Genomic DNA, 20,955 nt, shown 5'->3' with positions numbered 1-20,955 from the left:
CTCATGACCATCGAAGCCACCACCGGCCTCACCACCACCTCCGCCCTCACCACCGGCACCGCGGTGTCGAGCGGCAAGCAGGTCATGGACAACGAGATGTTCATGGCGCTGCTCGTCACGCAGCTCACCCACCAGGACCCGTCGGACCCGATGGACACCAACCAGATGATGTCCCAGCAGGTCCAGATGGCGCAGATGGAGCAGACCGTCGCGCAGACCGAGACCATCCAGGAGCAGTTCGCGCTGACCATGCGCATGGCCGCCATGGGCGTCGTCGGCCAGCAGGTCAGCTACTACGACGCCGAGGGCACGGTCGTGACGGGCGAGGCGCTCGCCGCGTCGTTCGCGAACTCGGTCCCGTCGATCAAGGTGGGCGATACCGACGTGTCGCTCGACTCCATCCTCTCCGTCAACTCCACCCCGACCCAGACCACCGACGCGTAGTCGCGCGGATCCCAAGAAAGAAGGCACACCATGCTCCGCTCCCTCTTCTCCGGCATCTCCGGACTGCGCGCGCACCAGACGATGCTCGACGTGACCGGCAACAACATCGCCAACGTCAACACCGCAGGCTTCAAGACCTCGCAGGTCCGCTTCCAGGACACCCTGTCCCAGGTGCTGACCAACGCGGGCGCCGCCCAGGAGGGCATCGGCGGCACCAACCCGGCCCAGGTGGGTCTGGGTGTGAAGGTCGCCGCGATCACCACGAACTTCCAGCAGGGCGCCGCGCAGCTCACCAACGTCGCGACCGACATGATGATCTCCGGCGACGGCTTCTTCGTGGTCGGCAAGGGCGGCGAGCAGATGTACTCGCGCGCCGGATCCTTCTCGTTCGACTCGCTCGGCCAGCTCGTCACCCCCGACGGCGGCCTCGTGCAGGGATGGGAGGCCGACGCGGCCGGCAACATCGACACGAACGCGACCCTCACCGACCTGCGCCTGCCCGTCTCGACCCTCATGGGCGCCTCGGCCACCGGCACCGCCACCTTCGAGGGCAACCTGGCCAGCGAGACCGCGGTCGGCACGACGCTCACCCGCCAGATGGACGTGTACGACGGCGTGGGCGACGTCCACGCGCTCACCGTCCAGTTCACGCGCACCGCAGCAGGCTGGGACATCGCGGCCGACGTCGCGGGCACCACCTCGTCCGGCACCGGCTCGGTCACGTTCAACACGGACGGCTCGATCAACACGCTCACCATGCCGGCCCTCCCGGCCGACGCCGCCGTGGGACTGCCCGCGATGACGGTGGACCTCACCACCCTCACCGGCTACGCCGGGCTCGACACCCTCGCCGCGGCGAGCCAGGACGGTCGCGCCGCCGGGAACCTGCAGTCGTTCACCATCAACTCGGACGGCACCGTCATGGGCTCGTTCTCCAACGGCCTCAAGCAGGCCGTCGGCCGCGTCGCCCTGGCCAACTTCACGAACCCGTCGGGCCTCGAGAAGACCGGAAACTCGCTGTACCGCACCACCGTCAACTCCGGCGACCCGCAGGTGGGCACCGCCGGCACCGGAGGCCGCGGCTCGCTCACCGGCGGCTCGCTCGAGATGTCCAACGTGGACCTCTCCGCCGAGTTCACCAACCTCATCGTGGCGCAGCGCGGATTCCAGGCGAACTCGCGCGTCATCACCACGTCCGACCAGGTCCTCGAGGAGCTGGTCAACCTCAAGCGCTAGCCTCGCCAGCCAGCGCTGCGACGCCCGTCGCGACAGGAGGCCCCCGTCCTGCCGCGGCGGGCTTCGTCGTGTCCGGGGTCCTCCGTGCCCCTGAGGCTCGTTCGGACGGAGGTTCGCGCGGGAGCCTCGGGACGGAGCACTCGCCCGCGAGATGCTGTCGCTCGCCCGCGCAGAGCGCGCGTCGACGCGAGCGTCGCGGCCGGTGTGAGCGAGTCGACACCGCTTCGCGCGACCGGCTGTCCGGTTCGCTCACAACACCCCGCACCCCGCCGATGAGGTGGAGGTAACCGGGCTCACGGATGGGCCCGCATGAATGCCAGGGATGGTGAACCGTGATTACCTTGACGCGCCTCAACGGCCACCCGTTCGCCGTCAACCCCGACCTCATCGAGCGTGCGGAGTCGACGCCCGACACGGTCGTCACCCTCGTCGACGGCACCAAGCTGCTCGTCGCCGAGGGCCTCACGGACCTCACCCGCATCGTCCAGGAGCACCGCGCCGGAGTGGTCGCCATGGCCATCGAGATGGCCGACGGAGTGCACCCTGACGGGGCGCACGACGGCGACGTCGTCGCCACCGTCACCGGTATCGGCTCCCGCCAGCACCTCGCCGTGACGCCGGAGGCCGACTGATGGACGTCGCGACCCTCATCGGCATCGGCGTCGCCTTCGCGGCCGTCATCGCCTCGATCTTCATGGAGGGCTCGTCCCCCATGTCCGTGGTCCTGCCCGCGCCGATGATGCTCGTCATCGGCGGCACGCTCGGCGCAGGCCTCGCGACCACCACTCTCAAGGGCTTCATCGCCGCGTTCTCGAGCCTCGGCAAGTACCTCCTGTACAAGCAGCAGGACGCCGGCGAGACCGTCGACCTGGTCGTGTCGCTCGCGGACAAGGCCCGCCGTGAGGGCCTGCTCGCGCTCGAGGACGCCACCCGCGACATCGACGACGACTTCATCAAGGACGGCCTCCAGTCCGCGATCGACGGCACCGACCCCGAGGACCTGCGCGCCATCATGGAGGCACAGATCGACGGCCAGAAGGCCGCCGACAAGGCCATCGCGAAGGTGTTCGCCGACATGGGCGGCTTCGCGCCGACCATCGGCATCATCGGCACCGTCGTCTCGCTCGTGCACGTCCTCGAGAACCTCGACCAGCCGGCGACGCTCGGCCACATGATCGCCGCTGCGTTCGTCGCGACCCTGTGGGGCCTGCTCTCCGCCAACCTCATCTGGCTGCCCATCTCGGCCCGCATCAAGCGGATCTCCGAGCTCGAGGCGCAGAAGAAGGAGATGGCGATGGAAGGCCTGCTCGCCATCCAGGCCGGGGCCAACCCGCGCTCCGTGGGCGCACGCCTCAGGGCTCTCGCGTTCGACGCGAAGAAGCCCGCCAAGGAGGCCGCATGAGCCGCAAGCACGAGGAGGAGGAGCACGAGAACCACGAGCGCTGGGCCGTCTCCTACGCCGACATGATGACCGTGCTGGTCGCGCTGTTCATCGTCCTCTACGCGATCTCCCAGGTGGATCAGACCAAGTTCGAGGAGCTGCGCGACTCGCTCGCGATCGGCTTCGGCCACGACGCGCCGAGCATCATCTCCGGATCCAGCGGTGCCCTCACGGGCCTCGAGAGCTATCAGATCGCGCCCGACTTCGTCGGAGTCGCGCACGAAGGCTCAGACGGATCGAACGACGCCGAGGGCCAGTACACGCAGGACCAGCTCGACTACCTTGAGGCGGCCTCCGAGTACGAGGATCTCAACGCGGTGCAGGCGAAGCTCGAGTCGCTCCTCGAGTCGAAGGGCCTCGAGGCGGACGTCACCTTCCAGATCGACGAGCGGGGCCTGATCATCGGCCTCGTCGGCTCGAACGTGTTCTTCGCGCCCGACGACGCCGCGATGACGGCGCGCGCCAGGCGAGTCGTCGACGCGCTCGCCGGTCCTCTTGATCGCCAGCCCCGACTGCTGTCCATCGAGGGGCACGCGAACGTGCTGCCCTCCGCCAACTACCCGACCAACTGGGAGCTGTCGAGCGCGCGCGCCACCCAGGTGCTGCGCCGGTTCGTGGAGCACGGCGGAATCCCGTCGACCCAGATCTCCGCCACCGGCTACGGAGACTCGCGCCCGATCGCGAAGGGCACCTCCGAGGCGGCGCTCACCGCGAACCGCCGCGTCGACATCGTCGTGGAGTCCGGAGCGTCGGAGGAGATCCGCGCGCTCGTCCCCGAGATCGCCGCCGCGATCGAGGAGGGCAGCGTCACCCACAAGGAGCTGCAGGCCGAGCTGGCCGCGCTGAGAGCAGAAGGGATGGGAGACCTATGACCACGCAGGAGGCCCGCATCGTCAGCCCGGGCAAGCCGAAGATCGGCGCCCGTCCACCCGCCGGGGGCGCACCCGCTCCCGAAGGCCCCGCCGGAGGCGAGGGAGGTGGAGGCGGAGGCAAGAAGCGCCTCATGAGCATCGTCATCGGAGTGCTCATCGTCATCATCGCGGTCGGCGCCTACTGGTTCCTCATGGGACCGGGCGCCGCAGGCGAGGACCCCGCGGCCGCCGCAGACGGCGCCGTCGTCGAGGAGGAGGTCCACGAGGAGGAGGTCGAGTCCGGAGGAGTGCAGGTCGTCGAGTCGATCTCCATCAACCTGGAGCAGGGCCACTACCTGCGGCTCGGCCTGGGGCTCGAGGTCAGCGCCGAGGCCGTCGCACACGGCGAGATCGGCGAGGCCATCGCGCTCGACGCGGCGATCGCCCTGTTCTCAGGTCGAACCCAGGACGAGCTGTCCGATCCGGAGATCCGCGATGAGCTCAAGCATGAGCTCGCGGAGACCCTCAAGGAGGCGTACCACGGTGAGGTGATCGGGGTCTACTACACCGACTTCGTCACCCAGTAGAGCATCCGGCCGCGCGAGGTTTGTCACATTCCCCGCACGGAGAACGCCTTCCGCGGCCGGCAATCCTTACGCGCACCCCTGTCCGGACGATGTGGCCGTCGTGACAGGACAGGAACGCACGCGGCGAGGTCGCGGCACGGGCACGCCCGAGCTGTACGACTTCTCGCAGCCGATGACGCTCACCCGTGAGCACAGCCGCGCCATCGAGGTGGCGCTGCAGGGCTTCGCGCGTCAGTGGGGCACCATCCTCAGCTCGCGCCTCGGCCTGCTCGCGACCGTCGACCTCGAGCGCCTGGACCTGACCGGGTACGACGCGCACATCAACACGCTGCCCGCGTCCACCACGGGCGTCGTCCTGCAGTTCGAGCCCAGCCGCACGCCGGCGCTCCTGCAGCTCCCCACGAACCTCACGATGACGCTCGTCGACTGCCTCCTCGGCGGTCCCGCCGTCGACCTCGGCATGGAGTTCCGCGAGCTCACCGAGATCGAGTGGAAGCTGATGAGCGACATGCTCCAGCTCGCGTGCACCGACCTCACGAACGCGGTCCGCACCATCGGACCGCTGTCCTTCAGCCTCCGCACCGTGCGCTACAGCCCCTCGTTCATGCAGCTCGCCGCGGCATCCGAGCCCGTCATCGTCGGCCACTTCCAGATGACGATCGGCCCCGTCACCGCGCCGATCACCCTCATGGTGCTCGCCGAGCCCGTCATCGCGGCGCTCCGTGAGGCCGACGAGGAGAGCGGCCGCAGCGTCGAGGAGCAGGCCGCGCACGACCTCGCCGTCAACCAGCTCGTCGACCGCCTCACCGAGGTGCCCCTGCCCGTCACCGTCCGCTTCGGCGGACACCACATGAGCGCAGCCGAGGTCGGCGCGCTCGAGGTCGGGTCCGTCGTGTCGCTCCGCCACGGAGTGGACTCCCCGCTCGATGTCGTCGTCGACGGCGTCACCCTCGCCCACGCCGCGATCGGTGCCAACGGCACCCGCGTCGCCTGCCTCGTCGTGTCCACCCAGGAGGAAGCATGACCGCCACCGTTCCCGCCGCCGCCGTCGCGCAGCAGGCCGCCGAGCTCCTCGTCGAGCAGCTGCCCACCGCGACGCCGCTGACCGCTGTGCCGCTCGGCCCGGGCCAGGCCCCCGCCGCGGACACCAAGATCACCCGCGCGCACTTCGTCGGCTCCACGAGCGCCGACCTGGTGCTCGTCGCGCACGACGCGATCGCCGAGGCCCTCGCCGGAGCAGGCGCAGGCGTCGAGGCGGCAGACATCCTCCGCCCCGCGCTCGAGGCCGCCGCCACGACGCTCGGTGCAGGCGTGCTCGACACCGCGCTCGAGGACACGCTCGGCGAGGCGTTCATGGACCCCGACATGGAGGCCTTCGTCCTCGTCGACGCCGACGGCGCCGCCCAGGCCTGGTTCGGCATCCGCGTCCGCCAGAACCGCACCCAGACCGCGCCGTCCGCCCCCAGCCCCTCCGTCGGCGCCGCGCCGATCGACGAGCGCGCCCGCATGCACATGCTGCGCGACGTCGAGCTCGTGCTCACCGCCGAGATCGGCCACACCCGCCTCCCCATGCGTCAGGTCCTCGACCTGGTGCCCGGCACCGTCCTCGAGCTCGACCGCGCCGCCGGCTCGCCCGCCGACGTGATGGTCAACGGCCGCCTCGTCGCCCGCGGCGAGGTCGTCGTCGTCGACGAGGAGTACGGCATCCGGATCACCGAGATCGTCACCAACGAGGACGGCCGCTGACCCATGGACATGCTCCTGCTCGTGCTGCGCGTCGGCCTCTCGCTGGCTGCCGTGCTCGGTCTGCTGTGGTGGCTGAGCCGCCGCATGCGGACCTCCGCGAGCACCCGCCGACGCGAAGGCCTGGCGATCGTCGGTCGCCAGCAGCTGTCGCGTCGCACCGGTGTCGCCATGGTCGAGGCCGCAGGCCGTCGACTCGTGGTCGGATACACCGACCAGGGCATCACCCTCCTGCACGACGCAGGTGAGATCCCGCTCGAGGATCCCGCCGCCACCTCCGGTGAGGAGCGCGTCGACGTAGACATCGCACACCTGGATGTCGCCGACCTCGACTCCACGACCCTCACCACCCAGGACGCCACCGTGTCCGAGCTCCGCGTCGTCGACGCGGCCGCCGGCCCCGCCGTCGTCCCTGCCCCTGTCCGTTCGACGTCGGCCCGGACGGCCGACGCGCAACGGCACCGCTCGCCCCTCGAAGGATCGATCCTTGCGCCTGACACCTGGCGCAAGGCGGTGGCGACGGTGCAAGAACGGACCGTCCGCCGTCCATGACCCCCGCTCCGTCCGGGGCCCGGTCGTCTCTCGCACGCCGGTTCTCGGTGGTCTTCGCCCTCCTGCTCGCCGCGATCCTCGTGATCGCAGTCGGGGGAAGCGCCCAGGCCGCCGTGGACCCCGCTGGACCGACCGCCCCGTCCGCACCCGCTGAACCCACCGTCTCCGGCCCCGGAGTCGCAGTCGACCTCTACGGAGTCGACGGCACCCCGTCCAGCTCGATCGTCGTCCTCATCGCGATCACCCTGCTGTCCGTCGCGCCGTCGCTGCTGCTCATGACCACCAGCTTCACGAAGATCTTCGTGGTGCTCGCCCTCACCCGCAACGCGCTCGGCCTCCAGGGCACCCCGCCCACCCAGGTCCTCGCGGGCATCGCCCTGTTCCTGTCGCTGTTCGTGATGGGCCCGATCCTCGGCGAGATCAACGAGCTGGGAGTCCAGCCCTACCTCGCAGGCGAGCTCAGCTTCACCGAGGCGGTCGACGTCGGCTCGATGCCGCTGCGCGAGTTCATGCTCGAGAACACGCGCGAATCCGACATCGCGCTCATGACCCGCGCCGCAGACGCCGAGAACCCCGGCTCGCCCGAGGACGTCTCGATGACGACCCTCATGCCCGCCTTCATGCTGTCCGAGCTGCGCGCCGCGTTCATCATCTCGTTCGTCATCTTCGTCCCCTTCCTCGTGATCGACCTGGTCGTCTCCGGCGCCCTCATGTCGATGGGAATGATGATGCTGCCGCCCGTCATGGTGTCGCTGCCCTTCAAGCTCCTCCTGTTCGTCCTCGTGGACGGTTGGACGCTCATCATCACCGCGCTGATCGGGAGCTACGGCTGATGGACACCTCCGCAGTTCTCGACGTCGGCCTCGACGCCATGGTGCTGGCCGCCAAGCTCTCCGCGCCCCTCCTGATCACGGCGCTCGCGATCGGCTTCCTCGTGTCGCTGTTCCAGTCCGTCACCCAGATCCAGGAGGTGACGCTGTCGTTCGTGCCGAAGGCCATCGGCGTCGCCATCGCGCTGTTCGTGGCGGGCCACTGGATGATCCAGGAGTCCATCACGTTCACCAACGAGCTCTTCGAGAAGCTCCCCGGACTGCTGGGGGGCTGACATGGAGCTGACGTTCGATCTGGCGCTCCTCGAGACGCTCATGCTCGCCGGGGTCCGCCTCGTCGCATTCCTCGTCGTCTCGCCGCCGTTCAACGTCCGCCAGTTCCCCGGCTCGGTGAAGGTGGCGATCGGCATCGGCATCGCGCTCGCGGCCATGCCGCGCGTCACCGCCTCCTCCACGATCGCCCCCGGAACCCTCGTCGCGGGCGGTGGCGGCGCTTTCATCGGCGCGCTCGTGCTGCAGGCCTTCGTCGGGCTCGCACTCGGCTTCCTGGTGAGGCTCGTGTTCGCCGCCGTTCAGACGGCCGGTTCGCTCATCGACGTGTTCGGCGGCTTCCAGATGGCCTCCGCCTACGACCCGATGCAGGGCCAGCAGTCCACCGTCTTCTCCAAGTTCTACGCGACCACCGCGCTCGCCCTGCTCTTCGCCTCCGACGGCTACCAGCTGGTCATCGGCGGAGTCGTCAGGTCGTTCGAGGTCCTGCCGCTCGGCGCCGCGCCGTCGCTCGCCGTGCTCGGTGACATGATGACGCACGGCCTCGCCCAGCTGATGGTCGCCGCCCTGCAGATCGCGGGCCCGCTCATCGTCGTCCTCTTCCTCGCCGACGTAGGCCTCGGCCTGCTCACGCGCGTCGCCCCCGCGCTCAACGCCTTCGCGCTCGGCTTCCCGCTGAAGATCCTGCTGACCCTCACGCTCGGGTCCGTCGCGTTCCTCGCGCTGCCGCAGATCATCTCCAGCCTCACGGACGACGCCGTGGGCCTCATGCTGGGAGGTGGCTCGTGAGCAACGACGAAGCGGGCGAGAAGTCCGAGAAGGCCACACCGAAACGCATGAAGCAGCTGCGCCGTGACGGCGCGCTGCAGAAGTCGCAGGACCTGTCCGCATGGATCGGCGTCGGCTCGGCCGTCCTGATGCTGCCGTTCGTCATCTCCCACGGCGCGCAGGCCGCCGAGGAGCAGCTCGTGGCGATCAAGGGCATCGCGGAGGCGCCCGACTCGCTGGCCGCACTCGAGTCGCTCCAGGGCGGGCTCGGCTCCGTCATCGTCACCATGGCGCCGCTGCTCGGCGTGGTCGTGCTGGCCGCCATCATCGGCTCGGCGGCACAGGGCGGCATCCACATCTCCGCCAAGCGGCTCAAGCCCAAGTTCGAGCAGTTCAACCCCAAGAACGGCGCCAAGAAGGTCTTCGGCAAGGAGGCCTGGTGGAACGGCCTCAAGGCCGCGCTCAAGGCCGCCGCGATCGGCACGGTCCTCTACGTGGTCATCCAGGGCATGGTTCCCGTCATGCTCGGCTCCGGCTCCCACTCGCTCGAGTCCTTCATCGGCTTCGCGACCGACGGCGTCTCCTCCCTGGTGCGCATCGCCGTCTTCGCGGGACTCACCCTCGCGGCCGCAGACGTGTTCGTCATCATGAAGCGCAACCGCAAGAAGACGCGCATGTCCAAGAAGGAGATCAAGGACGAGCACAAGCAGATGGAAGGCGACCCGCACATCAAGGGTCAGATCCGTGCCCGTCAGATCGCGATGAGCCGCAACCGCATGATGGCGGAGATCGCCGGCGCCGACGTCGTCATGGTCAACCCCACCCACGTGGCCGTCGCCCTCAAGTACGAGCCCGGCACCGGCGCCCCCCGCGTCGTCGCCAAGGGCAGCGGGCACATCGCGGCGAAGATCCGCGAGAAGGCCACCGAGAACAGGGTGCCGATGGTGCAGGACATCCCGCTCGCACGGGCCCTCCACGCAGCCTGCGAGCTCGGCGACGAGATCCCGCCCCACCTGTACGCCGCCGTCGCCCGCGTCCTCGCGTTCGTGATGGCGCTCCGCCGCCGCGGCGCCGCCGCCGGCATGCACCGCGACCCGCACGCCGAGGCGGTCGCCGCATGAGCGTCACCAACCTCCCCACCATCCTCATGAAGGAAGGCCAGTCATGATGAAGAACCGCCTGATGCAGTTCGCCGTCCCCGTGGGCGTCGTCGGCATCGTGCTGCTGCTCGTGGTGCCCCTGCCCGCGGCGATGCTCGACTTCCTCATCGTCACGAACATCGCGCTGTCGCTCGTGGTGCTGCTCACGTCCATGTACGTGAAGCGGCCGCTCGACTTCTCGGTCTTCCCCTCGCTGCTGCTCGTCCTCACGCTGTTCCGCCTGGGACTCAACGTGGCCTCCACGAGGCTCGTGCTGCGCGACGGCTACGCGGGCGAGGTCATCGGCGCGTTCGGCCACTTCGTGGTCGGCGGCTCGATCATCATCGGCCTCGTCATCTTCCTCATCCTGGTCGTCATCCAGTTCGCCGTCATCACGAACGGTGCGGGCCGTGTGGCCGAGGTCGGCGCGCGCTTCACCCTCGACGCCATGCCCGGCAAGCAGATGGCGATCGACGCCGACCTGAACTCGGGCCTCATCGACGAGGACACTGCCCGCCAGCGCCGGGCCGACGTCGCCGCCGAGGCCGACTTCTATGGCGCCATGGACGGTGGCTCGAAGTTCGTGAAGGGCGACGCGATCGCCGGCATCATCATCACGATCATCAACCTGCTCGGCGGCTTCGGCGTGGGCATGCTGCAGATGGGCATGGAGCCCGGTGAGGCGCTCGAGCGCTTCTCGATGCTGACCATCGGCGACGGCCTCGTCTCCCAGATCCCCGCCCTCCTGCTGTCCGTCTCGACAGGCATCATCGTCACCCGCGCCACGGCGTCGGAGGACATGGGAACGGCGGCGAGCTCGCAGCTCACGCAGTCCCGTACGGCGCTCCTCATCGCAGGCACCGCGGCCGTCCTCCTCGCGCTCGTGCCCGGCATGCCCAAGCCTCCGTTCCTGGTGCTCGGCATCGGGCTGCTCATCATCGGTCAGCGCGTGGGTGCGCTCCAGAAGGCGGAGAAGGAGCTCGAGCCCGTCGAGTCCTCCGCGCCCACGGGACCCGGCCCCGACTCGCCCGAGGCGATCATGGAGGAGATGCGGGTCCACGCGCTCGAGATCCAGCTCTCGCCCGACCTGGTGGACCTCGTGGGCGCCGGCACCGACCAGGACCTGCTGGCCCGCGTGAAGGGCCTGCGACGCAAGATCGCCATGGACCTCGGCCTCGTCATCCCGCCCGTCCGCACCCGCGACTCGGTGGATCTTCCGCGTTCCACCTACGTGGTCCGCATCGGCGGCGTCGAGGTCGCGCGAGGCGAGGCGCCCGCGGGCCGACTGCTGGCGCTCGGAGACCACCTCGACCACATCGCGGGCGAGACCGTGCGGGAGCCCGTGTTCGGGCTCGCCGGCAAGTGGGTGCCGATGCAGGCGCGCTCGCAGGCCGAGCTGGCGGGCGCCACCGTCGTGGACCGCGTCTCCGTCCTCGTGACGCACCTCGGCTCGATCATCGCGGACAACGCCCCGCGCCTCCTCACGCGAGAGGACGTGCGCGTCCTCGTGGACGGCGTGAAGCAGGTCAACCCGGCCGTCGTCGACGAGCTGGTGCCGACCCTCCTCTCGCTGGGCGAGGTGCAGCGTGTGCTGCAGGGGCTGCTCGCGGAGAAGGTGTCGGTCCGCGACCTGCCGCGCATCTTCGAGGGCCTCACGCTGCGTGCCAAGGTCTCCACGGACGCGGAAGGACTCATCGAGGCGTCCCGCACGGCGCTCGGCCCGGCCGTCGCCGCCCCCTACGTGCAGGACGGCGTGCTGCGCGTCATCACGCTCGACCCGCTGGTCGAGCAGCAGCTCGTGGAGGCGCGACGCCCCACCGACGACGGCACCCAGCTGGCGATCGACCCCGACAGGATGGAGCGGCTCCTCGAGTCGGCGCGACTGCGCATGCAGGAGGTCGAGCGGGCGGGTCACGAGGCGGTGTTCGCATGCGCGCCGGCGCTGCGGCCCGCGCTGCGCAAGACCCTTGCCCTTGCGATCCCGCAGGTACCTGTTCTTTCCTATACAGAGGTGACGTGCGCATCCGTGCAGGTCGAGAGCGTGGGAGTCGTGAGCGATGCCGCAGCGATTGCATCTTGAGGGTTCGGACCCGCATGAGCTGCTGGTGCGCGCGCGGGAGCAGTTCGGCCCCCATGTGACGGTGGTCCGGGCGGAGCGGGTCCGTACGGGCGGCGTCATGGGCTTCTTCGCGAAGGAGAAGTACGAGCTCACGCTCGAGGTGCCCGACGCCTCGCTCGCGATCGACGCCGACGGTGCGCGGCCCGCTCTGGGCGCAGGCGGCGCCAGCGCTCCCCGGGAGGCGCGGTCGGACGCTCAGGTCCCGGGTGAGCTCGAGCCGACCTCCGCCGAGCTGGCCGCTGAGATCGCGGATGCGCAGGCGCTGCGTGAGGAGATGTTCTCCGGCGCGGCTCCGGTGGCGCAGGTGGCTGAGGCGCTCGAGGCGGTGTCGGGAAGCTCCTCCGCGTCTGGAGGCTCCTCTGAGTCCGCCGGCTCCTCCGCGTCGGCCGACGAGGCGGCCGCCGGGCATGACGTGCCCACCAGTGCCGAGGAGTTCCGCAAGGCGCTTGAAGAGTTCACGCTCCCGGACCGGGCCGCGACGTCTACCGCGGATGCGCCCGAGGCTGCCATTGCCGATCCGGAGGGGAACCTCGACGTCGAGGCGGGTCCGGCGGTCGAGGCGGGTGCGGCCGCCGAGGGAGGCGTGTCCTCAGCCGAGGTGGCGAGCGCGATCCGCGAGTTCTCGCCGGTCGCGTTCCCTGCGGCCGATCCGGATGCCGTGGTGCTACCGACGGTGCGCCACGACTCGGCCCGCGACGGACGCGTGCCGGGTAACGCCGGGCAGGCTGACGGCTCGCACGAGCAGCGTGACGACGATGCGGTGGCCATTCCGCAGCTCGCCCCCGACGAGAGCACTCGGCCCGCGTCGGCGTGGGGGGCGCGGCGTCGGGAGGTGGATCCGGAGCTCGGCTACGAGATCCCGCAGCTCGCTCCGGACGAGGATGCCGACGGCGGCGCCACAGCGGCCTCGGGGCCTACGCGACCCGACTCGCCCACGCAGCCTGGCTCGTCTACGCGACCCGGCTCATCCACGCGGCCTGGCTCGTCCACTCAGCCCGTGTCGCCAGCGCGCCCGTCCTCTCCTGCTCGCCTCGATGCAACGGTGTCGCCCGCCCGTCCGGTCTCACCGGCTCGCCCGACCGCGTCGACGTCGGTGGAGCTGGAGTCCTCGGTCGCGGCGGCATCATCCGAGATCTCTCCCGCGGAGCCGGCGTCCGTCTCCGCGCGTGAGGTGACACCCGCAACTGTTCCGGCCCGCGAGGCCGAGGGTGTCGTCCTTCACCGGTGGGGTGTGCAGGCTGACCTGACGGATGCGGTGCAGCAGGGTCCGACGGTGGCCGAGCTGCTGGCGTTGGGCGTGCCGCCTCGACTGCTGGGTGAACGACTCGTCCTGTCGGATCGTGTGCCGCTGCTGGACATCGTGGCGCGGCTGGGTGCACCGACTCAGCGTCGACTCGAGCCGGGGGAGCTGCTCGTGGTTGTGGGTGAGCCTGAGCGTGCGCGCGCGGTGGCGGCTCAGGTCACGGCGTGGATGGGTCTGCCGGAGCAGTCGTTGGTGCTGGCCGGTGAGTGTGAGGCGATCCGCGGTCATGGCCGTCGTGTGAGGACTGAGCAGGCGGCGCGTGCGGTGCGGCATCGTGCGACGGAGGCTGCGTCAGGTGGTGCCGCGACGGTGGTGGCGCTGGGTGTGGCGCCGGGTCGTCGGGGTGCGGTGGCGGCGGTGCCTCTGCTGGAGGCCTTCGGTGCCGACGCGGCGTGGGCTGCGGTCGACGCCTCGGAGGCGTACGGCTCGGCGGCCGCGCTTGAGCCGTTGTCGGCGGGCGCGCATCTGGAGGGGATCGCGGCGACGGGTGTGGGTCGCTCTCAGGCTCCGGCGGCGTTGCTGGATGCGTCGTTGCCGGTCGCGTGGATGGATGGCCTGCCGGCGTCTCCTGTGGTCTGGGCGGCGCTACTGGCGGAACGTCTGTCGGCCGCGTCCTGATCGGCTCGGATTTGACATTCGCCACCCGCGCGACTCGTCCCAGACCCACTCCGCCCGCTGACCCCGCCTAGACGCTGACCGTCGCCTCCACGCGCGCTCGTCCTCCGAGCGCTGGCGTGCGGGTGCGATCGAGCGCCCGCGGAGGGGTGAAGTACACGCGGTTGTTCTTGACGGTGATGTCCCACCCGTCTCGGTGGATGTCGTGGTGGCATCGGACGCAGAGGAGCACGCCGTTCGAGAGGTCGGACCGACCTTTGTCTCGCTCCCACCATTCGATGTGGTGCCCTTCGCACCAGCTGGGCGGTGCGTGGCATCGTGCGCATCCCCCGTCGCGTTCGACGAGCGCCAGTCTCTGCGCGTGAGTGAAGAACCGTCGTTTGCGTCCCCAGTCGAGGATCTCGCCGTCCGATCCGAGGACGGCGGGGATGACCTCGGCGTCGGCGGCCATCTGGCGGAGCGCTGTGACGCTGATCGGTCCTTGTGCCCCGTCGATCTCGGCGGTACCAATGCCGGCGCGAAGGGCGTCCAGGTCGACTCGCACGACGACGGTGGTCTTCACGCCGGCATGATCGGACTCGCAGCCTTGGGCGTGCCGCGCCAGCCAGACGAGCGCGTCGGCGCGGAGCTGCATGGCGGTGGGCTCGGGAGATCCGGCTGCGCGCATCGATGCGGCAAGCGCTGCGTTCTCGCCATCAGCCGCGGGTGAGTGGGACTCCGTGTCCTTGAGGGCGTCGCGGCGCTTCTGGAATGCGTCGCGGACGTACGCGTCGAGCATGGAGCGGACGGGTGCGGCGGAGACCGGGTCGAGGTGTGCGGTAAGGGTGATCATCCCGTCGGCCTCGGGTCGGAGCGTCACCGATCGGCGAGCGTACTGTTGCTCCTCGCGGGCCTCCAGGTCCTTGGGACGCACCGGTGCCTCCGCGAAGGAGACAAGCCTGCGGACCTTCATGAGGGGCAGGCCGATCGCCTTGGTGACGACCTCCGTCTCCCACTTCGCGAGGTCGACATCGGAGAGCACCTCAGCGACGCGTTCCAGGGCATCTGCCAGGCAGGCGCCGGCGTCGACCGACAGTCGACCCGCCCGGAGTGCCGCAGCGAGTGCCGGGAAGCGGGGACCGTCGTCTCGACCGCGCGCGCCGAACGCCGAGGGCTCGGCTGATCCCGCCGTGTCGATCGTGGAAACGCGGGTCGCCTCGGCGTCTCGCGCGAGCACCTGCCCGACGCGCATGAGCCGTGCGGCCTCGGCCTGACTGCCGCCTGCGGCCGACGCGACCAGGCCCTGGGCGCTCTGATGCCCTTCGCGCCGGGCCAGCCCGACGCTGCCGTCGTCCGGCTGTGACCGGCGAGCGACCTCCGCTGCGACTCTGGCCAGCAGCACGTCGGCCTCACGGCGCACGGCCACGGCGCGCTGCTGGACCGCCAGCAGCTCCGCCCGGGGGAGGGACTCCACGTCCTCGAGGAGCGCGCGCAGCACCGCGACGTCTGTCACGGTCCCGGTGCTCTGCGTCATGGATCCATTCCATCAGGAGGGTCTGACAAAAGGGATAAAAGGTGCGCGGCGACCATGCCCACCGTGAGCGCCTACGCCCCGTCTGACCCGCTGTTGCGGTCATGAGGTGCCGATCATCCGCGCGTCGTCGGGCCATGGGCGCGGCGGTGCGGCGCCTACCGCGCCTCGCGCGTCGGCCAGGCGTAGGCCACGACGGCCCGCTCACCCGTTAGGCTCGTCGCATGCTGGTCCTGTCACGTCGCGTCGGAGAGCGCCTTGTCATCGGTAAGGACATCATCGTGTCCATCATCGATGTGCGTTCCGACGGCGTCCGTATCGGCATCGACGCGCCGCGCGAGGTGAAGGTGACGCGCGCGGAGATCCTCGAGGCCGTGGAGAAGCAGAACGCCGAGGCGGCCTCGGTGGACGACAGCGCTGTGGAGGCGCTGAAGAAGCTCGCGCCGCCCAAGCCGGCGCCCAAGCCCGCTGCGTCCCCCAAGCCGGGCCCCCCGCCGTCGGCCACGTCCTGACGTCTCGCTCCACCTGCGCAATAACGCACGCATCTCCTTGCAGAAATCGGGACCTAAGTAGGTAAGGCCACCCTCACCTCGGTGCCTACGCTGAGGCCGTGACCCTCGCCGAGCTTCCCCGGGGCGCCCGCGCACGCATCCGCGCGGTGAGCGCCGAGTCGGATACCGCCCTTCGCCTGCGGGAGATGGGCCTGCGGCCGGGCACCCTCGTGAGCGTCGTCGGCATCGCGGCGGCGGGGGCGAGGATCGTGGCGATCGGCGCGGCCCGCATCGCGATCGATGCGGCGACCGCGGCCGAGGTCGAGGCGGACCCGGTATGACCCCCGCTCATCAGCACGGCCAGTCAGCCCCAGCGAAGCCCACCGACGCCCCCACGGTGCTGCTCGTCGGCAACCCGAACGTCGGCAAGTCGACGCTGTTCAACGCCCTCACCGGCGCTCGCCAGCATGTGGTGAACGCGCCGGGCACGACGGTCGCGCTCACCGAGGGCCTATGGCGGTGCGGCACCACCGACGTCGCCCTGGTCGACCTGCCTGGCACGTACAGCATGGTCGCCCGCTCTCCTGATGAGCAGGTCGCGGCCGACGCGATGGCAGCAGGAGAGAGTGCCGTGTCGGTCGTGGTGCTGGACGCGACGGCGCTGAGCCGCTCCTTGTATCTGCTGGCCCAGCTCGCGCTCACCGGGGCGCCCGTGGTGGTGGCGGTCACGATGACCGACCTGGCCGCCTCCCGTGGCCTCGCTCCCGACGTGCCTGCGCTTGGCCGGGTGCTGGGCGTCCCTGTCGTCGCTGTGAACGGCCGCACGGGAGCCGGCCTGGAGGCGCTCGCGCTCGCGGTCAGCCGTTCGCTCGCCCGCCCCGAGCACGTGCGCGGCCTCCCGGCCGCCGACCACGATCACCTCTCGCTGAACTCCGAGCTGGAGCGCGCGCAGGTCCTCTTCGACTGGGTGGAGAGTGTGGTCGACGCCGTCCTCCCCCCGGACGACGCCCGGCACACCTTCTCCGATCGCCTGGACCGGGTGCTGCTCAGCCCGTGGGCGGGCATCCCGGTGTTCGCGCTGGTCGTGTGGGCCGTGTTCCAGCTGACGACGGTGGCCGCGGCGCCGCTGATGGACCTGATGGCCGGGTTCGTCGACGGTCCTTTCACCACTCTTACGGTCGCCACGCTCGAGGCGCTCTCCGCGCCCGCATGGCTCGAGTCGTTCCTGGTAGGAGGGGTGCTGGCCGGAATCTCGGCGGTCGTCGCGTTCGTCCCGCTGATGGCGCTCATGTTCGCGGCGATCAGCGCGCTGGAGGCGTCGGGCTACCTGGCTCGCGTCGCCGTCGTCGCCGACAAGGCTCTCCGTAGCATCGGCCTCGACGGCCGCGCGATGCTGCCTTTGATCGTCGGCTTCGGATGCAACGTGCCCGCCCTCTCGGCGACGGCGGTGCTGCCCCACGCGCGTCAGCGGCTCCTGGCGGGCATGCTGGTCCCGCTGACCTCCTGCACCGCCCGCCTCGCCGTGTACCTGGTGCTTGCCCAGACGTTCTTCCCCGACAACGCCGGCACGGTCGTCTTCGGGATGTACGTCGCCTCCGTCGTCCTGGTCGTGCTGGGCGGGCTGCTCGCGCGCGGCACCGTCATGCGGGACCTCACCCCGCAGTCGCTCGTCATCGCCCTGCCCGACTACCAGTGGCCGCACCTGCGCACCCTGGGCCGCGCGGTCTGGTCGCGCGTCCTCTCCTTCCTCCGCAAGGCCGGCACAGTCATCCTGCTCGCCGTCATCTCGCTGTGGGTCCTCCAGGCGATCCCCGCACGAGGCGGCCACAGCGTCGCCGATGTTCCCGTCGAGGACTCCGTGTATGGCGTCGTCTCCGAGGGTGTGGCTCCCGCGCTCGCGCCTATGGGGCTCGACGACTGGCGCATCGCCGCCTCGCTCGTCACGGGCGTCGCCGCCAAGGAGGCAGTGGTCGGCGCGCTCGCCCAGGCCTACGCCGTGGACGACGACGGGTCCGGTGAGGCTGCCCTGCGCGACCAGGTGCGTGCCACGGTCACGGAGACGTCCGACGGTCACCCCGCCGCCGCGTCGCTCGCCATGATGCTGTTCCTGCTCGCGTACATGCCCTGCTTCGCGACGCTCGCCGAGCAGCGTCGGCTCTATGGCTGGAAGTGGACGACGAGCGCCGCCGCCACCTCCTTCGCCGGCGCCTACCTGCTCGCGACGGCGGTGTTCCAGATCGGCAGCCGGCTGTGAGCCCGCGCCCGTCCCGTGACACCGCCCCCGGCCGACGGGACACCCACCCTGTCAAGGGCGCCGGGTCCGTCTTCGGTTCCGTCGTCGCCCTCATGGGCCGCGGCTTCACGCCCGCGGGGGCCGCCCGTGAGCTCGGCATCCGCGGGGACGTGGCCGACGCGGTCGCCGCCGAGGCGTTGAGGCTCGGCCTGGTCGTCGACACCGGCACCGCCTGCGGCACAGGCTGCATTCCCGGCGCGAAGGTCGCGTGCGCGGGCTGCCCGCTGTCACGCTGACCCCCGCACACCTGGTGTGACGGACCCCTCCTTCCACGACTGCTCACCATCGCGCACCCCCGGCCGATGAGACGCGTGACACGGCAGAGAGCCGCAGCAACGTGACGGGAGCGTATCGATGGACGCGATGGATGAGATCGTCCGCGAGTTCGTGGTCGAGAGCTATGAGAACCTCGACCAGCTGGACCAGGACCTGGTCGCATTGGAGAGCGACTCGAGCTCGCGTGCACTGCTGAGCTCGGTGTTCCGCACGATCCACACGATCAAGGGCACGTCGGGCTTCCTGGCGTTCGGCAACCTCGAGTCGCTGACCCACGTGGGCGAGAACCTTCTCGCCGAGCTTCGCGACGGCAAGCGCGTGATGACGCAGCTGACGGCCGACGTGCTCCTCAAGATGGTCGACTCCGTGCGAGACCTGCTGGGCGTCATCGAGTCCACCGGTACCGAGGGCACGATCGACACGAGCGCGATCGTCGCGGAGATCCAGGCCGTCCTGGACGACCCGACGGGTGGCGCGGGTACCGAGACGGCCGCGCCTGCCGAGCCCGTGGATGAGGCTGCCGCCGAGGAGGCCATCGAGGCCGCCGTCGCCGCGCTTCACGAGGACGACGAGGACGACGCCGACGACGCGGATGACGTTGACGAGGCGCCCGAGGCCGAGGCTGAGGTCGAGCCCGTCGCCGAGAAGCCAGCCGCCGAGAAGCCTGCCCCGAAGATCGGAAAGAAGATCGTGGCCAAGCCCGACACCGCTCCCGCGAAGCCCGCGGCTCCCGCAGCTCCCGCCGCCGCGGCGAAGCCCGCCGAGGAGACCAAGACCACCGAGGAGACCCCGGTCCGCTCCGCCGCCGAGCAGTCGATCCGCGTGGACGTGGACGTCCTCGACGCCCTGATGCGTCACGTCGGCGAGCTGGTGCTCGCCCGCAACGCGATGACGAACCTTGCGGCCGACATGGACGACCCCGCACTCGTGCGCGCTTCGCAGCGCCTGTCGCTCATCGCGACCGAGCTGCAGCAGGGCGTCATGAAGACCCGCATGCAGCCGATCGACCACGTGTGGAACAAGGTTCCCCGCATGGTCCGTGACATCTCGTCGGCGCTGGGCCGCAAGGTCCGCCTCGACATGGTCGGCAAGGACACGGAGCTGGACCGCGGCGTCCTGGAGGCGATCAAGGACCCGCTGACTCACCTGATCCGCAACGCGATCGACCACGGCATCGAGACCCCCGCGGACCGTGCGAAGGCAGGCAAGCCCGAGCAGGGTGTGCTGGGTCTGCGCGCCTACCACCAGGGTGGTCAGGTCGTCATCGAGATCGCGGACGACGGCAAGGGCATCGACCCCGACGTCATCTCCGCGAAGGCGATCGAGAAGGGCCTCAAGACCGCTGGCCAGATCGAGTCGATGAGCCCGCAGGACATCCTGCAGCTGCTCTTCCTGCCGGGTTTCTCGACTGCGGAGAAGGTCACGAACGTGTCTGGCCGCGGCGTCGGCATGGACGTGGTGAAGACCAAGATCGACTCGATCGGCGGCGTCGTGGACGTCCAGTCGACGCCGGGCACCGGTACGACGTGGCGCCTGCGCATCCCGCTGACCCTGGCGATCATGCCGGCCCTGACGGTGGAGTGCGCGGACGAGGTGTTCGCGATCCCGCAGGTCAACCTGCTCGAGCTGCTCGCGATCGACGACAAGCTGACCGGCATCGACCACGTGGGCGACGCCCCCGTGTACCGCCTGCGTGGCCAGCTGCTGCCGCTCGTGGACCTGCGCGACGTGCTCGGCCGCGACAAGCGCGAGTCTCTCGAGGGCGCGGTCATCACCGTCCTCCAGGCCGACGGCGGTCGCTTCGGCCTCCTCGTGGACAAGGTCCGCAACACCGAGGAGATCGTGGCGAAGCCGATCGCGACCGCGATCAAGACCATCGGCCTCTACGCCGGCGCGACCCTGCTGGGAGACGGATCGGTCACGCTGATCCTCGACATCCCGGCCGTGGCACGCCGCGCGCTCGAGCTCACCGAGACTCAGATCGACGTGCACGACGAGGCCGCGCTGCGTGGGGACACCGAGCAGATGCTCGTGGTCGCCGTCGGCGAGGGTCGTCAGCTGGCGATGCCGCTCGGCGCCGTCACCCGACTCGAGCGTCTCTCCGCAGAGGTCCTCGAGACCGTGGGCGGAGCGACGGTCATGCAGTACCGCGACCGCATCACCCCGGTGGTCGACCTGGCCCAGATGCTTGGCTCGGGTGCCGCCTTCCGCGAGGAGCTCGCGTTCATCATCTGCACGCGAGGCGACCGCACCGTCGCCCTCGTCGCCAACGAGGTCGTCGACATCGTCGACTCGACTGCCGAGGAGCGCTCCGAGGTGTCCGGCTACGGGCTGCTCGGCTCGATCGTCGTCAAGGACAAGGTCACCGAGCTGCTCGACCTCGAGGCCGCCGTGACGCAGGCAGACGCCGCGTTCTACGAGGTCGAGGAGCACGTCTTCAACCAGTCCGAGGTCGCCGAGCTCATCGGCGCAGGGAAGGGAGCCTGA

21 protein-coding genes are annotated in these 20,955 nt (G+C 70.2%); 20 read left to right on the top strand and 1 reads right to left on the bottom strand.

The genetic code is table 11. From position 1 onward, the window contains the following. The first annotated feature begins 3 nt into the window (after window positions 1-3). From QQX04_RS05125 to QQX04_RS05055, 15 genes are all read left to right on the top strand, one after another. Window positions 4-444 carry a flagellar hook assembly protein FlgD gene (locus QQX04_RS05125; protein ID WP_301126863.1) on the top strand — a complete coding sequence of 147 codons (441 nt, stop codon included), beginning with the start codon at window positions 4-6 and terminating at the stop codon, window positions 442-444. Between the two features lie 30 nt (window positions 445-474). Next, window positions 475-1,680 (top strand): flagellar hook protein FlgE, encoded by a 1,206-nt coding sequence (locus QQX04_RS05120; protein ID WP_301126862.1) that lies wholly within the window; start codon window positions 475-477, stop codon window positions 1,678-1,680. 332 nt (window positions 1,681-2,012) lie between these two features. Further along, the gene (locus tag QQX04_RS05115) at window positions 2,013-2,312 is read left to right on the top strand and encodes a flagellar FlbD family protein (protein ID WP_301126860.1); all 300 of its coding nucleotides are present in this window, start codon (window positions 2,013-2,015) and stop codon (window positions 2,310-2,312) included. Further along, complete coding sequence (locus tag QQX04_RS05110; RefSeq protein ID WP_301126859.1) at window positions 2,312-3,082, top strand: flagellar motor protein; 771 nt, start codon at window positions 2,312-2,314, stop codon at window positions 3,080-3,082. Before QQX04_RS05115 ends, QQX04_RS05110 begins: the two co-directional genes overlap by 1 nt. Continuing rightward, entirely contained in the window at window positions 3,079-3,993 is a 915-nt protein-coding gene (locus QQX04_RS05105) for an OmpA/MotB family protein (RefSeq protein ID WP_301126857.1), read from the top strand. Before QQX04_RS05110 ends, QQX04_RS05105 begins: the two co-directional genes overlap by 4 nt. Continuing rightward, on the top strand, window positions 3,990-4,559 hold the full coding sequence (locus tag QQX04_RS05100) for a flagellar basal body-associated FliL family protein (protein ID WP_301126855.1): 570 nt from the start codon (window positions 3,990-3,992) through the stop codon (window positions 4,557-4,559). The genes QQX04_RS05105 and QQX04_RS05100 overlap by 4 nt, the downstream gene beginning before the upstream one ends. A gap of 100 nt (window positions 4,560-4,659) precedes the next feature. Beyond that, window positions 4,660-5,583 (top strand): flagellar motor switch protein FliM, encoded by a 924-nt coding sequence (locus tag QQX04_RS05095; protein WP_301126854.1) that lies wholly within the window; start codon window positions 4,660-4,662, stop codon window positions 5,581-5,583. Next, window positions 5,580-6,305 carry a flagellar motor switch protein FliN gene (gene fliN, locus QQX04_RS05090; protein ID WP_301126852.1) on the top strand — a complete coding sequence of 242 codons (726 nt, stop codon included), beginning with the start codon at window positions 5,580-5,582 and terminating at the stop codon, window positions 6,303-6,305. The genes QQX04_RS05095 and fliN overlap by 4 nt, the downstream gene beginning before the upstream one ends. A 3-nt stretch (window positions 6,306-6,308) precedes the next feature. Then, window positions 6,309-6,854, top strand: coding sequence for a FliO/MopB family protein (locus QQX04_RS05085; protein WP_301126851.1), 546 nt, complete (start codon window positions 6,309-6,311; stop codon window positions 6,852-6,854). Further along, on the top strand, window positions 6,851-7,687 hold the full coding sequence (gene fliP, locus QQX04_RS05080) for a flagellar type III secretion system pore protein FliP (protein WP_301126849.1): 837 nt from the start codon (window positions 6,851-6,853) through the stop codon (window positions 7,685-7,687). The genes QQX04_RS05085 and fliP overlap by 4 nt, the downstream gene beginning before the upstream one ends. After that, a complete protein-coding gene (gene fliQ / locus QQX04_RS05075; protein ID WP_301126848.1) occupies window positions 7,687-7,959 on the top strand; it encodes a flagellar biosynthesis protein FliQ in 273 nt (90 codons plus the stop codon). Before fliP ends, fliQ begins: the two co-directional genes overlap by 1 nt. A gap of 1 nt (window position 7,960) precedes the next feature. Further along, window positions 7,961-8,743 (top strand): flagellar biosynthetic protein FliR, encoded by a 783-nt coding sequence (locus QQX04_RS05070; protein ID WP_301126846.1) that lies wholly within the window; start codon window positions 7,961-7,963, stop codon window positions 8,741-8,743. Beyond that, window positions 8,740-9,843 carry an EscU/YscU/HrcU family type III secretion system export apparatus switch protein gene (locus QQX04_RS05065; protein WP_301126845.1) on the top strand — a complete coding sequence of 368 codons (1,104 nt, stop codon included), beginning with the start codon at window positions 8,740-8,742 and terminating at the stop codon, window positions 9,841-9,843. Before QQX04_RS05070 ends, QQX04_RS05065 begins: the two co-directional genes overlap by 4 nt. 46 nt (window positions 9,844-9,889) lie before the next feature. Beyond that, window positions 9,890-11,941 (top strand): flagellar biosynthesis protein FlhA, encoded by a 2,052-nt coding sequence (locus QQX04_RS05060; RefSeq protein ID WP_301126960.1) that lies wholly within the window; start codon window positions 9,890-9,892, stop codon window positions 11,939-11,941. Then, window positions 11,919-13,901, top strand: coding sequence for a hypothetical protein (locus tag QQX04_RS05055; RefSeq protein ID WP_301126843.1), 1,983 nt, complete (start codon window positions 11,919-11,921; stop codon window positions 13,899-13,901). The genes QQX04_RS05060 and QQX04_RS05055 overlap by 23 nt, the downstream gene beginning before the upstream one ends. Before the next feature lie 67 nt (window positions 13,902-13,968). On the opposite strand, the gene QQX04_RS05050 is transcribed toward QQX04_RS05055, so the two are convergent. Continuing rightward, complete coding sequence (locus QQX04_RS05050) at window positions 13,969-15,411, bottom strand: HNH endonuclease (RefSeq protein ID WP_301126842.1); 1,443 nt, start codon at window positions 15,409-15,411, stop codon at window positions 13,969-13,971. A 221-nt stretch (window positions 15,412-15,632) separates the two neighbouring features. Between QQX04_RS05050 and csrA the strand changes: the two genes are divergently transcribed. The 5 genes from csrA (at window position 15,633) to QQX04_RS05025 (ending at window position 20,955) form a co-directional block, all read left to right on the top strand. Continuing rightward, the gene (csrA, locus tag QQX04_RS05045; protein WP_301126840.1) at window positions 15,633-15,920 is read left to right on the top strand and encodes a carbon storage regulator CsrA; all 288 of its coding nucleotides are present in this window, start codon (window positions 15,633-15,635) and stop codon (window positions 15,918-15,920) included. Window positions 15,921-16,018: 98 nt separating this feature from the next. After that, a complete protein-coding gene (locus QQX04_RS05040) occupies window positions 16,019-16,240 on the top strand; it encodes a FeoA family protein (RefSeq protein WP_301126839.1) in 222 nt (73 codons plus the stop codon). After that, the gene (gene feoB / locus QQX04_RS05035) at window positions 16,237-18,153 is read left to right on the top strand and encodes a ferrous iron transporter B (RefSeq protein WP_301126837.1); all 1,917 of its coding nucleotides are present in this window, start codon (window positions 16,237-16,239) and stop codon (window positions 18,151-18,153) included. The genes QQX04_RS05040 and feoB overlap by 4 nt, the downstream gene beginning before the upstream one ends. Then, on the top strand, window positions 18,150-18,428 hold the full coding sequence (locus QQX04_RS05030) for a hypothetical protein (RefSeq protein WP_301126835.1): 279 nt from the start codon (window positions 18,150-18,152) through the stop codon (window positions 18,426-18,428). The genes feoB and QQX04_RS05030 overlap by 4 nt, the downstream gene beginning before the upstream one ends. A gap of 118 nt (window positions 18,429-18,546) precedes the next feature. Then, window positions 18,547-20,955, top strand: a complete 2,409-nt coding sequence (locus tag QQX04_RS05025; protein ID WP_301126833.1) for a chemotaxis protein CheW — start codon at window positions 18,547-18,549, stop codon at window positions 20,953-20,955.

This window comes from Demequina zhanjiangensis (assembly GCF_030418315.1).
In the GTDB taxonomy this organism is placed as follows: Bacteria; Actinomycetota; Actinomycetes; order Actinomycetales; family Demequinaceae; genus Demequina; species Demequina zhanjiangensis.
Note: the sequence above shows the minus strand (reverse complement) of the source record. Positions and strands in the feature narration are given on the sequence as shown.